The organism is Streptomyces katrae, from assembly GCF_002028425.1.
Taxonomy (GTDB): domain Bacteria; phylum Actinomycetota; class Actinomycetes; order Streptomycetales; family Streptomycetaceae; genus Streptomyces; species Streptomyces katrae_A.
On record NZ_CP020042.1, the window covers coordinates 5913667 to 5926190 of the forward strand.

General features: G+C 73.5%; 11 protein-coding genes. 7 read left to right on the top strand and 4 right to left on the bottom strand.

Annotation, left to right across the window (positions count from 1 at the left end):
* Positions 1-4: 4 nt before the first annotated feature.
* Positions 5-1624, bottom strand: coding sequence for an AMP-binding protein (locus B4U46_RS26920; RefSeq protein ID WP_079430237.1), 1620 nt, complete (start codon positions 1622-1624; stop codon positions 5-7).
* Positions 1625-1757: 133 nt separating this feature from the next.
* Here B4U46_RS26920 and B4U46_RS26925 point away from each other — a divergent pair, with 133 nt between their 5' ends.
* Together B4U46_RS26925 and B4U46_RS26930 are read left to right on the top strand one after the other, a co-directional pair.
* Positions 1758-2882: an acyl-CoA dehydrogenase family protein gene (locus tag B4U46_RS26925; protein WP_079430238.1), complete on the top strand. Its 1125-nt coding sequence runs from the start codon at positions 1758-1760 to the stop codon at positions 2880-2882.
* Complete coding sequence (locus B4U46_RS26930) at positions 2879-3292, top strand: RidA family protein (RefSeq protein WP_079430239.1); 414 nt, start codon at positions 2879-2881, stop codon at positions 3290-3292. The genes B4U46_RS26925 and B4U46_RS26930 overlap by 4 nt, the downstream gene beginning before the upstream one ends.
* A gap of 17 nt (positions 3293-3309) precedes the next feature.
* Here the strand turns inward: B4U46_RS26930 and B4U46_RS26935 are convergent, their stop codons facing one another.
* The gene (locus tag B4U46_RS26935; protein WP_079430240.1) at positions 3310-3516 is read right to left on the bottom strand and encodes a tautomerase family protein; all 207 of its coding nucleotides are present in this window, start codon (positions 3514-3516) and stop codon (positions 3310-3312) included.
* Between the two features lie 47 nt (positions 3517-3563).
* The gene (locus tag B4U46_RS26940) at positions 3564-4313 is read right to left on the bottom strand and encodes an SDR family NAD(P)-dependent oxidoreductase (RefSeq protein ID WP_079430241.1); all 750 of its coding nucleotides are present in this window, start codon (positions 4311-4313) and stop codon (positions 3564-3566) included.
* 109 nt (positions 4314-4422) lie between these two features.
* On the opposite strand from B4U46_RS26940, the gene B4U46_RS26945 reads away from it, so the two are divergent.
* Positions 4423-5355 (top strand): LysR family transcriptional regulator, encoded by a 933-nt coding sequence (locus B4U46_RS26945; protein WP_079430242.1) that lies wholly within the window; start codon positions 4423-4425, stop codon positions 5353-5355.
* Positions 5356-5371: 16 nt separating this feature from the next.
* Here the strand turns inward: B4U46_RS26945 and B4U46_RS26950 are convergent, their stop codons facing one another.
* Positions 5372-6745 (bottom strand): aminopeptidase P family protein, encoded by a 1374-nt coding sequence (locus B4U46_RS26950; RefSeq protein ID WP_079430243.1) that lies wholly within the window; start codon positions 6743-6745, stop codon positions 5372-5374.
* A 172-nt stretch (positions 6746-6917) separates the two neighbouring features.
* On the opposite strand from B4U46_RS26950, the gene B4U46_RS26955 reads away from it, so the two are divergent.
* The 4 genes from B4U46_RS26955 to B4U46_RS26970 all read left to right on the top strand — a co-directional run bounded on the left by B4U46_RS26955 (position 6918) and on the right by B4U46_RS26970 (position 12510).
* Positions 6918-9305 carry a collagenase gene (locus B4U46_RS26955; protein WP_079430244.1) on the top strand — a complete coding sequence of 796 codons (2388 nt, stop codon included), beginning with the start codon at positions 6918-6920 and terminating at the stop codon, positions 9303-9305.
* A gap of 91 nt (positions 9306-9396) precedes the next feature.
* Positions 9397-10512: an NAD(P)/FAD-dependent oxidoreductase gene (locus B4U46_RS26960; protein ID WP_079430245.1), complete on the top strand. Its 1116-nt coding sequence runs from the start codon at positions 9397-9399 to the stop codon at positions 10510-10512.
* A 266-nt stretch (positions 10513-10778) separates the two neighbouring features.
* Positions 10779-11090 carry a (2Fe-2S)-binding protein gene (locus B4U46_RS26965; RefSeq protein WP_079430246.1) on the top strand — a complete coding sequence of 104 codons (312 nt, stop codon included), beginning with the start codon at positions 10779-10781 and terminating at the stop codon, positions 11088-11090.
* A complete protein-coding gene (locus B4U46_RS26970; RefSeq protein ID WP_079430247.1) occupies positions 11071-12510 on the top strand; it encodes an NAD(P)/FAD-dependent oxidoreductase in 1440 nt (479 codons plus the stop codon). Before B4U46_RS26965 ends, B4U46_RS26970 begins: the two co-directional genes overlap by 20 nt.
* Positions 12511-12524 lie beyond the last annotated feature (14 nt).

The following is a 12524-nucleotide window of genomic DNA, read 5'->3' on the forward strand; positions in this document are numbered from 1 at the left end:
GGGTTCACTCTAGATCGCGCAGCCGGAACCGTTGGAGCTTGCCGGTGGGTGTACGCGGCAGTGCGGGCAGGAAGACGAAGGACCGCGGGCATTTGTGGGGGGCCAGCTCCCCCTTCATGAAGGTCCGCAGCTCCTCCTCCGTGAGCACGGCCCCCTCGCGCGGCACGGTGTAGGCCACCACGATCTGCCCGCGCCGTTCGTCGGGCCGGCCCACGACCGCGGCCTCTGCCACGTCGGGATGGCGCAGCAGCGCCTCCTCCACCTCCGGGCCCGCGATGTTGTAGCCCGAGGAGATGATCATGTCGTCGGCGCGGGCGACGTAGCGAAAGTAGCCGTCGGGGTCGCGGACGTAGGTGTCGCCGGTCAGGTTCCAGCCGTCGCGGACGTAATCACCCTGGCGGGGGTCGGCCAGATAGCGGCACCCGACCGGTCCGCGGACGGCCAGCAGCCCGGGCTCGTTGTCGGGCACGGGCCGGCCGGAGGGGTCCACCACGCGGGCCTGCCAGCCGGGGACGGCACGGCCGGTGGTGCCGGGGCGGATGTCCTCGTCGGCGGCGGAGATGAAGATGTGCAGCAGCTCGGTGGCCCCGATGCCGTTGATGATCCGCAAACCGGTGCGCTCGTACCAGGCCTGCCAGGTGGCGGCGGGCAGGTTCTCGCCGGCGGAGACGCAGCGGCGCAGCGCGGACAGGTCGTAGGCGCCGGTGTCGTAGGGGCCCAGGGTGTCCAGCATCGAGCGGTAGGCGGTGGGGGCCGTGAACAGGACGCTGACCCGGTGCTCGGCGAGGGCGGGCAGCAGGCGGCGGGGTGCGGCCTCCTCCAGCAGCAGGGCGCAGGCCCCGGCCCGCAGCGGGAAGACGACCAGTCCGCCGAGGCCGAAGGTGAAGCCGAGGGGCGGACTGCCGGCGAAGACGTCGTCGGGGCGGGGTCTGAGGACGGTACGGGAGAAGGTGTCGGCGACGGCGAGGAGGTCGCGGTGGAAGTGCATGCAGCCCTTGGGACGGCCCGTGGTCCCGGAGGTGAAGGCGATGAGGGCCACGTCGTCGGCGGAGGTCTCGACGGCGGGGTAGGGGGCGGAGTGGGACTCGGCCAGCCGCAGGAGGTCGTCGGGGGAGTCCCCGCCGTAGGGGGTGATCCGCAGCCCCGGCACCGCTGCCCTGGCCAGGTCGTCGAGGGCGTCGGTGTGGCAGACGGCGTGCCGGACCCGGGCCATGGCGCACACCGTCGCCAGTTCCTGGGCGCGCTGCTGGGCCAGTACGGTGACGGCCACCGCGCCCGCCTTCATCACGGCCAGCCAGCAGGCGGCGAGCCAGGGCCCGGTGGGCCCGCGCAGCAGCACCCGGTTGCCGGGGACCACGCCGAGGTCGGCGGTGAGGGCGTGGGCGAGGCGGTCCACGCGTGCGCGGAGCTCTCCGTAGGACCACACCTCGCCCGAGCCGCTGCGGAAGGCGGGCCGGTCCGGCCCGAACCGGCCGATGGTGGCGTCGAGCAGTTCGGCGCCGCAGTTGAGCCGGTCCGGATAGGCCAGTTCGGGCAGCTCGAAGAGGAGCTGCGGCCAGGCGTGGGCGGGCGGCAGGTTGTCACGCGCGAAGGTGTCGGTGTGGGCGGAAGGCTTGAGCTCCAAGGCGGGTTCGCCCCCTTGCGACGTCCGGATTGGGGTGGAGCCGGCCGTGCTGATCTGTCCAGAGCGTATCGTGATGGTGACGGCAGTCAACAGGACGCGATAGAGGAACACGACGGGACTTGGGGGCCTTCGGATGGCCGGATTCGCGCTCGGAGTGGAACAAGAGCAATGGTGCGGGCAGTTGCGCGCCCTCGCGGAGCGGCGGCTCAGGCCGCTCGCAGAGAAGGGCGAGCCCGGCCGGGTGAACCGGCCGCTGCTGGCGGAGCTGGGGGAACTGGGTCTGCTGGAGCGGGTCTTCTCCTCCGGCGCGCTGGATCTGTGCCTGCTGCGGGAGTCGCTTGCCTACGGGTGCACCGAGGCGGAGACGGCCCTGGCCCTCCAGGGCCTCGGGGGCCATCCGGTGCTGCGCTCGGGCAGTGCCGTCCAGCGGGAGCGGTGGCTGCCGGGGGTCCGGGCGGGGCGGCTGGTGGCGGCGTTCGCGCTGAGCGAGCCGGGCGCCGGATCCGACGCGGCGGCCCTGGCCCTGGCGGCCGCCCCGGACGGGGCCGGCTGGAGGCTGGAGGGGGCCAAGTGCTGGATCTCCAACGCCCCCGAGGCCGATTTCTACACCGTCTTCGCCCGGACGGGGGAGGCGCCGGGCGCCAAGGGCATCACCGCCTTCCTGGTCCCGGCCGACCGGCCCGGGCTGACGGGCGAGGGCCTTGACATGCTCTCGCCGCACCCGATCGGCTCCCTGGCCTTCGACGGGGTGCCCGTGGGCCGGGAGGACGTCCTGGGTGAGCCGGGGCAGGGGTTCCGGGTGGCGATGGAGACCCTGAACCTGTTCCGGCCGAGCGTGGGGGCCTTCGCGGTGGGCATGGCGCGGGCCGCGCTGGACGCCACGCTGTCCCACACCGCCGGCCGCACGGCCTTCGGCGGGGTACTGGCCGACCTCCAGGCGGTCGGGCACCGGGTGGCGGAGATGGCCACCCGTACGGAGGCCGCCCGGCTGCTCGTGTACGCGGCGGCCGGCGCCTACGACGACGGCGCGCCGGACGTGCCGGGGCGGGCGGCGATGGCCAAGCTCCTCGCGACGGAAACCGCCCAGTACGTGGTCGACCACGCCGTCCAGCTGCACGGGGCGGTCGCCCTGCGGCGGGGCCATCTGCTGGAGCACCTGTACCGGGAGGTGCGGGCGCCCAGGATCTACGAGGGGGCCAGCGAGGTGCAGCGCGGCATCATCGCCAAGGAGCTCTACCGGAGGGTGGCGGCCCGATGAGCCCCGACCGTCCCGGTCCGGACCGGATCAACCCGGAGGAGCTCTCCCCGGCGACGGGCTTCTCCCACGCCGTCGCCGCCACCGGGGGCCGGCTGGTGTTCCTGGCCGGCCAGACCGCCCTCGACGGCTCCGGCAAAGTGGTGGGTGACACCCTGCCGCAGCAGTTCGAGCGCGCCCTGGCCAATCTGCTGACGGCCCTCGCGGCGGCGGGCGGAGCCGCCTCGGACCTGGCCCGGGTGACGGTGTACGCGGTGGACGTGGAGGACTACCGCGCGCACGCCCCCGAACTGGGCCGGATCTGGCGCCGGCTCGCGGGCCGCGACTACCCGGCGATGGCGGTGGTCGGGGTGGTCCGCCTCTGGGACACCGAGGCCCTGGTGGAACTGGACGGGATCGCGGTGCTCCCGTAGGCCGTGCGGTCCCGTGCCTAGGCGCGGGTCCGGCGGCGGTACTCCTCGGTCGGGACCCCGCCCACGCCCCAGTCCTCCAGGGCGACTTCGTCGATCAGGACGAAGGTGGTGGCGGGGTCCTTGTCGAGGACCTTGACCAGCAGGTCGGTGACGCTGGCGATGATCTCGGCCTTCTGGGCGGCGGTGGCGCCTTCACGGGTGATCTTGACGTTGACGTACGGCATGGCGGAAGTCCCTTCCGGAAGTGGGGATGCGGGGGTTGGGGCGGCGGTCAGGGGCGGCCGGTGACGTGGCCGCCGTCCACCCGCAGGGCGTGGCCGGTGACGAACGTGGCGCCCGCCAGGTACAGCACCGCCTCAGAGATCTCGGAGACCTCGCCGACCCGGTCCAGCAGGGCGAGCCCGCCGTAGGAGTCCACGTCGGAACCCGCGTGCAGCGGGGTGCGGATGATGCCGGGCGACACCAGGTTGACCCGGATGCCGTCGGCCGCGAGCTCGGCGGCCAGGCTCGTCGTCAGTGCGTGCACCCCGGCCTTGCTGACCACCGGGGCGGAGGCCGGGAAGCCGGCGATGGCGTGGTCCACCAGGGTGGTGCCGATGTTGACGATGCTGCCGCCCCGGCCCTGGGCGCGCAGCGCCCGTACGACGGCCTGGGTGGTGAGGTAGGTGCCCTTGAGGTTGCCGGTCAGGAAGCCGTCGAGTTCGTCCTCGGTGACCTCGGTGAAGGGCTTGGGGGCGAAGGTGCCGGCGTTGTTGACCAGTACGTCGATGCGGCCGAAGCGCTCCAGCGCCGTGCGGACCAGGGACTCGCCCGTCTCCGGCGCGGCGATGGCGCCCGCGACCCGGGCGGTGCGCTCGGGATGGCCGAGGCCGGCGGCCGCCTTGGCGAGGCGGTCGGCGTCCCGGCCGTTGAGGACGACGTTGGCGCCGTCGGCCAGGAAGGCGCGGGCGATGTCCAGGCCGATGCCGCTGGAGGCGCCGGTGATCAGGGCGGTGGTACGGGGGGCGGTGGTGTCGGTCATGTTCCGGGTGCCTTTCGGGGCGGATCGGTTCGTCGGCGACACCAGAAACGTATGAGCCCTCAACTCATAACGCCACGACGGATATTGGAGCATGTAATAATCCGGCGTTATGGATGTGGACCTGCGTGACCTGGAGCTCCTGGAAGCCACCGCCGCCGCGGGCTCCCTGACCGCCGCCGCCGAGCGGCTCTACGTCAGCCAGCCCGCCCTCAGCCAGCGGCTGACCCGCCTGGAGGGCCGTCTCGGGATGCGGCTCTTCGACCGGCAGGGCCGCCGCCTGGTGCCCAATGCGGCGGGCCGCCGGATGCTCGTCGCGGCCCACCACATCCTGGGCGAACTGGAGTCGGCCACCCGCGACCTGCGGGAGATGCGCGACGGCCGCGACCGGCGGGTGCGCTTCACCGCCCAGTGCAGCACCACCTTCCCGTGGCTGCCGCCCGTACTGCGCGCCTTCCGCGAACGCGAGCCGGACATCGACGTGCGGATCGCGGCCGTGCCCGACGACGCCCCGATCCCGGCCCTGCTCGCCGACCAGGTGGACGTCGCGCTGGTCACCAAGCCGGACCTGCAGATGGACCGGGTCACCCTGACCCGGCTCTTCGAGGACGAGATGGTGGCGGTGGTGCCCGCCGGACACCCGTGGGCCTCCCGCGCGCACCTGACCGCCCGTGACTTCGACGGCGTCGACCTGGTCCTCTACGACTTCTACGACCAGAAGCGCATCCCCTCGATGCCGCTGCCGCTCCCCGCCGGGGCCCGGCCCGGCCGGATCACCACGATGCCCGTGGTGACCGACCTGGTGGTCGAGATGGTGGCGGGCGGCCAGGGGGTGACGGTGCTGCCGAACTGGGTGGTGGCCCCGTACGTCGCCTCGCACGGGCTCGCGCTGGTCCGCATCGGGGCGCAGCCGCTGACCCGGACCTGGTTCTGCGCCACCCGCCCCGGCCCGCATCCGCCCCACCTCGAGGCGTTCGTGGAGGAGCTCGTCACCCGGCTCACGGCCCCCGCGACGCTCGGGGCCACCTCCTCCGCGACGGCTTAGCGGGCGTCGGGCAGCGTCAGCGGGCGTCCAGGAGGGTGCCCATCCACTCCTCGATGCCGGCGACCGTGCGCGGCAGGGCGCCGGACATCAGGCGGGCCCCGTCGGAGGTGATGACCAGGTCGTCCTCGATGCGCACGCCCATGCCGCGCAGTTCGACGGGGAGGGTCTCGTCGTCCGGCTGGAGGTAGAGGCCCGGCTCGACCGTGAGGACCTGGCCCTCCTCCAGCACGCCGTCCAGGTAGGTGCCGGCGCGCGCCTGGGCGCAGTCGTGGACGTCGAGGCCGAGCATGTGGCCGCTGCTGCACAGGGTGTAGCGCCGGTGCAGGTCGCCCTCGGCGTCCTTGAGCACGCCCCACTCGGCGAGACCCTCGGCGATGACGCGCATCCCGGCCCGGTGGAAGTCGCGGAAGCTCGCGCCGGGCCGGAGCGCGGCGATGCCGGCCTCCTGAGCGGCGAGCACCAGCTCGTAGACCTGCTTCTGCACGGGGGAGAAGCGTCCGGACAGCGGCAGGGTGCGGGTGATGTCGGCGGTGTAGAGGCTGTCGGTCTCCACGCCCCCGTCCAGCAGCAGCAGTTCGTCGCGGTTCAGGCGGCCGTCGTTGCGGATCCAGTGCAGCACGCAGGCGTGCGCGCCTGAGGCGGCGATGGTCTCGTAGCCGAGGCCGTTGCCCTCGGCGCGGGCCCGCAGGTTGAAGACGCCCTCGATCCAGCGCTCGCCACGCGGGTGGTCGAGGGCGGCGGGCAGGGCCCGTACGACGTCCTCGAACCCTGCGGTGGTGTGGTCGACGGCGAGCTGGAGCTGGTCGACCTCCCAGGCGTCCTTGACGAGCCGCAGCTCCGACAGGGCGGAGGCCAGCGCCGGGTCGGTGGCGGCGTTGCGTCCCGTGGGGGCGCCGAGCGCGTCGAGGTGGGCGCAGCGCAAGCCGGTCAGCCGCTCGGCCTCGGCGAGGTCGGGGCGGCGGCCCACCCAGAACTCGCCGTAGCGCCGGTCCCGGTAGAACTCCTCGGTGCCGTCGGAGCGGTCGGAGCGGGGGCGCAGGTAGAGGACGGGCTCGTGGCCGTGCGCCCCGGCGGGCTCCAGGACCAGGACGTGGCCCACCTGGTCCTCGCCCGTCAGCCCGGTGAGCCAGGCGTACGCGCTGTGCGGACGGAAGCGGAAGTCGCTGTCGTTGGAGCGGACCCTCAGCTCGCCGGCCGGGACGATCAGCCGCTCGCCGGGGAAGCGGGCGGAGAGCCGGGCGCGCCGGGCGGGGGTGACCTCGTACGCGGTCACCCGGGAGCCGGCCGGCAGGGGCGAGGGCGCCCAGTTCCCCGCCATGAAGCGGGACAACTCTGCGGATACCGGGAGGTCGTGGCTGCCGGTGTTCAGGCGGGAGGGGGTGTCGGTCACTGAGGCTCCCTCAAGAAGGGCTGAACTGGTGGGCGCACAGGGGTTGCCAGTGCAATTTCACATTACTATGTTACAGCTCACACCGCGGCACGTTAATCCCCGTCAAACGCCGTGTGAAGCAGGGCAGTTCACGCACCACTACCCCCACCTCCCTTCCCACAGGAGCCTCAAGGTGTCCCAGCACAGAGCTGTGCGTACGTCTCTCCTCTCCGCCGCCGTCACGGTCACCCTCCTCGCCACCGCGGGCCAGGCAGTGACCCAGGCCGCCGAGCGGGGCACCCCCGCCGCCGTACCCGCCGCGTCGGCGCCCGCCGCCTTCGCCGCCGGTCCGGCCGCCGCGCCGAACCCCTTCGACGAGGTCGACCGCCTCGCCGACGCCAAGCAGCTCGCCCCGGCCCCCGCCCCGGCACCCGGCGGCAAGTCCGTCGCCGACAACCGGATTCCCGGCGCCGCCGACGCGGCCCCCGGGGCCGACAAGAGCCGCAAGGCGGCCACCGCCCAGGCCGCGCCCACCGCCAAGAGCGTCGCCGCGGGCGTCCCCTGCACCCTTGACGGGATCACCAAGCTCAGCCCGGAGCAGTTCGCCGACTTCCTCGGCGACCCGGCCGTCACCGCCGACGGCTGCCTGCGCAACCTCATATGGACCTGGGACGCGCGCCTCGCGCCCGTCATGTCCGACGCCCACGTCCAGGCCGTCTCCCGCCGGATATCCAGCCTGTCCGCCGCCCACGACGGACGTGACTCCTCCCACCTGGAGGAGATGTTCACCTACCTGCACGCCGTGGTGTACCACGACTACTCGCGCACCGAGATCGACGTCACCGACGCCCCCACCGTCGACGCCATGCGCCAGGCCATCGCCGACTTCGCGGGCGCCGCCCACACCTTCGACGTCACGGCCTCCAACGCCCGCACCCTGCGCGAGGCCCTCTACGCGGGCAGCGCGCCCGGCCTGCGCCAGCACCAGCTCGGCCTGATCAAGAAGGTCCTGGCCACCCTGGACGCCTCCCACCCGGCCACCAACCAGGACGCCTCCTGGGGCGGCGCCGCCCTCGCGGCCCTCTCCGTCAACTACCTGGGCGTCTACCCGGGCAACAACGACGCCGCCTTCCAGGCCGCGGTCAAGGCCGACCCCGCCTACCGCGCCCTCTTCAAGGCCTTCGCCGGCTACGGCCACCTCAAGGGCGGCGCCAACGCCTGGGCCGCCCGCGACGCCCTCGGCGAGTACGGCCGCTTCGGCCAGGTCGACGGCCTCAAGGACCAGATCACGGCCGACCTCGGCGCCCTCCTCGAACCGGTCAAGTCCACCTGGGGCAACAGCAGCGAGCAGTGGGCCAAGCTGGTCTCCTGGCTCAACTTCTACGAGGCGTGCAAGCCGTACGGGGTGTGCAAGGAGGACATCGAGAAGCAGCTCTTCCCGTACACCTACACCTACGACAACGGCGGCATCAAGGTCCGCACGGCCCTCGACCGGGCCACCGTCGACCAGCTCTACTACGCGAGCAAGCAGGTCAAGACCCAGTTCCACCGTGTCCTGGGCACCGACCAGCCGCTCGCCGGCGACCCCAACACCACGCTGAACATCGTGCTCTACGCCTCCCGCGCGGACTACGTGAACTACCAGCCGATCCTGACCGGGTACGGCACCAACAACGGCGGCATCTACATCGAGAACGGCGCCACCTTCTACACCTACCAGCGCCGCGTCCCCCAGGACTCCTCCCTCACCCTGGAAGAGCTCTTCCGCCACGAGTACACGCACTACCTCAACGGCCGCTTCGCCGTCCCCGGCTTCTTCGGCCAGGGCGACTGGTACCAGGGCGACCGCACCACCGCCATGGACGAGGGCACCGCCGAGTTCTTCGACGGCTCCACCCGCGACAACGGCATCGCCGTCCGCAAGTCCCTGGTCAGGGGCATCATCAGCGACACCTCCGGCGGCGGCCCGCGCATGAGCATCGACCAGCTCCTGCACGCCACCTACGACGGCGACGGCTTCCGCTTCTACAACTACGCGGGCACGTTCTTCGAGTTCCTGTGGACCGAGAAGCCCTCCCTGCTGCGGGAGATGTACGGCTACCTGCGCGCCAACGACGTCGCCGGCTTCGACGCCTGGCGCAACCGCATGGGCGCGGACACCTACCTCCAGCGCGACTACAACCGCTTCCTGGACGCCCAGATCGCCAAGGTGGACCAGCTCTACGTCCCGAACACCACCTTCACGGCCAACGACCAGCTGCGGGACTCCGCGCTCGCGTCGGTGAAGTCCTCCTTCGCGTCGGCGACGTACAACACGCCGGACTGCGTGGAGAACGGCGACCCCGGCAAGCGCCGCTTCACCTGTACGGGCCGGATCACCGCGAACCTGAAGAACTGGCGCAGCGACGACCAGAACTTCAAGGACATGTCCGAGACGGTCGACTACTTCATCCTCGACCGGGCCGGCGCGGCCTCCAACAACCTGGCCGACATGAACTGTTCCTTCGGGCCGGTGGAGATCTGGAGCAGCAAGGCGGCGGGCACCTCCTCCTACAGCTGTGAGGGCCCCCTCCGAAGCTGACCGCGCGCCCGGGCCGGTTCCGATTCCATGGGGGGCGGAACCGGCCCGGGCCACCCTAGGCACCATCAAAAGAATGTGACATATTACTGACATGGACGTCGTGATCATTGGCGCCGGCGTCGTCGGAGCCGCGTGCGCGTACTACGCGAGCCGCTCCGGTCTCTCCGTGGCAGTGGTGGACCGGGGCCCCGTGGCAGGCGGCACCACCGGCGCGGGCGAGGGCAACCTGCTCGTCTCCGACAAGGAGGCGGGGCCGGAGCTCGACCTGGCCCTCCTCTCCACCCGCCTCTGGCAGGAGCTGTCCGCCGAACTGCCCCGGGCCGTCGAGTACGAGCCCAAGGGCGGCCTCGTGGTGGCCCCCGACGAGACCACCCTCAAGGCCCTGCGCCACTTCGCCGAGGGCCAGCGCGCCGCGGGGGTCGTCGCCAACGAGGTCGCGACCCTGCACGACCTGGAACCCCACCTGGCCCCGGGCCTGGCGGGCGGCTTCCACTACCCCCAGGACGCCCAGGTCCAGCCGGCCCTGGCGGCGGCCCACCTCCTGAAGGCCTCGGGCGCCACGGTGTACCTGAACGAAGAGGTCACCGGACTCCTCCTGAAGGCGGGCACCGTCCAGGGGGTGCGCACCGCACGCCGTACCCTCCACGCGCCCGCGGTCGTCAACGCGGCGGGGACCTGGGCGGGCCGGATCGCCGAACTCGCGGGAACCACCCTCCCCGTCCTCCCCCGCCGGGGCTTCGTCCTGGTGACGGAACCTCTTCCCCGGCTCATCCGCCACAAGGTCTACGCGGCGGACTACATCGCGGACGTGGCCAGCGACTCGGCGTCCCTCCAGTCCTCCGCGGTGGTCGAGGGCACCCCCGCGGGCCCGGTCCTGATCGGCGCCACCCGCGAACGGGTCGGCTTCGACCGCACCCTCTCCACCGACGCCCTGCGCCGGCTGGCCGCCCAGGCCGCCGCCCTCTTCCCGGTCCTGGCGGACATCCGCGTGATGCGCACCTACCACGGCTTCCGCCCCTACCTGCCGGACCACCTTCCGGCCATCGGGCCGGACTCCCGGGTCCCGGGCCTCCTCCACGCCTGCGGCCACGAGGGCGCGGGCATCGGCCTGGCCCCGGCAACGGGCCGGCTGATCGCGGCGGCCCTGACACGAACGGACCCACCGCTCCCGCTGACCCCCTACCGGCCGGACCGCTTCGCCCCGTGACGCCGAGGCCGGGGTCGGGGACGGGGTGGGGTGTCCTCCGGGGCTGAAACGAGATGACTTCGGCGCCCTGTACCGACCCACAGCAGTGATCCGGCTCGGAGCGCCGAACATCGAAGCCCGCCCCGGACGACACCCCACCCCGTCCCCGCCCCCGGCCACCCCCCCAACGCCCGGCCAGGGCAAAGGCACCGACCCCTCCCAACCCCCCCAACGCCCGGCCAGGGCAACCGCACACCCGAACACCCCACCCCCCGAGGAGCCCCCTGATGCGCAGCCCCCGCGAGCTGGTCGGCGGCAGCCCGGCGGCCACGTACCCCATCGCGTTCGACGGCCGTGAACTGCCCGCCCAGGAGGGCCAGACCGTCGCAGCCGTCCTCTGGGCGGCCGGGATCCTGGCCTGGCGCAGCACCCGCCAGGGCGGCACCCCCCGCGGCGCCTTCTGCGGCATCGGCTCCTGCTACGACTGCCTCGTCACCGTCAACGGCCGCCCCAACCAGCGCGCCTGCCTCGTCCCGGCCCGCCCCGGAGACACCGTCACCACCCAGGAGGGCACCGGCCATGCCGACCTCGCCGTCTGACCCCGCCGCCCTCACGGCGACCACCGACCTGGCGGTCATCGGCGCCGGCCCCGCCGGCCTCGCCGCAGCCGTCACCGCCGCGCGGCTCGGCCTGCGCGTCACCCTCCTCGACACCGCGGAACGCCCCGGCGGCCAGTACTATCGCCACCCGGCCGCCTCCCTCGGCGCCACCCGCCCCGAGGCCCTGCACCACGACTGGCGGGCCTTCACCACCCGCGAGGCGGCCCTGCGCGCCCACGAGGCCGCGGGCCGGATCACCTACCTCCCCCGGCACCACGTGTGGACGGTGGTCCCGGCCGACGAGCCCGGCACCTGGACCCTCCACGCGGTCGCCGGCCACGCCCCCGACGAGACCCCGACGACTCTCCGCACCCGTCGAGTCCTGCTCGCCACCGGCGCCTACGAACGCCAGCTCCCCTTCCCCGGCTGGACCCTGCCCGGCGTGGTCGGGGCCGGCGGGGCCCAGGCCATGCTGAAGAACAACCTCGTCCTGCCCGGCCGCCGTGTCGTGGTGGCCGGCAGCGGCCCGCTCCTGCTCGCCGTGGCCGGCTCCCTCGCCGCCGCCGGAGCCACCGTCCCGGCCGTCGTGGAGGCCGCCTCGTACACGGCGTACGCCCCCCAGACCCCCGCCCTGCTGCGCAACCCGGCCAAACTCGCCGAAGGCGCCACGTACGGCGGAGCCCTGCTGCGCCACGGCATCCGCCTGCTCACCCGGCACGCCGTCACCGAGGCGCACGGCACCACCCGCGTCGAGGCCGTCACCATCGCCCGCCTCGACAAGGACTGGCGCCCGCTGCCGGGCACCGCCCGCCGGATCCCGTGCGACGCCCTCGCCGTGGGCCACGGCCTGGTGCCCCAGCTGGAGCTGGCCACCGGCCTCGGCTGCGCCACCCTCCAGGCCCCCGACGGCACGGTGGCCCTGGAACTGGACGCCGCCCAGCGCACCTCCGTCCCGGGCATCTCGTCGGCCGGTGAGACCGGCGGCATCGGCGGGGCCCAACTGGCCCTGACCGAGGGAGAGATCGCCGCCCACGCGATCGCCGGCCGGCCGGTCCCCGCCGCCCTGACCCGCCGCCGCGCCCGGCTGCGCGCCTTCGCCGCAGCGATGGCCGCCGCGCACCGCCCCGGTTCCGGGTGGACCGACTGGCTGCGCGAGGAGACCGACGTGTGCCGTTGCGAGGAGGTCCCGGCCGGCCGGATCCGCGAGGCGGCCGAGGAGCTGGGGGCGCGGGACGCCCGTACGGTCAAACTCCTCACCCGGGCCGGGATGGGCTGGTGCCAGGGCCGGATGTGCGGCCCCGCGGTGGCCGCCCTGGCCGGCGAGGCTCCCGCCCCGGACCGGCGCCCGTTCTCCTGCCCGGTCCCGCTGCGCCACCTGGCCGCACTGCCCCCGACGGAGCCGGCTCCGCCGGGTCCGTGAAAGGCCCGCGCCCC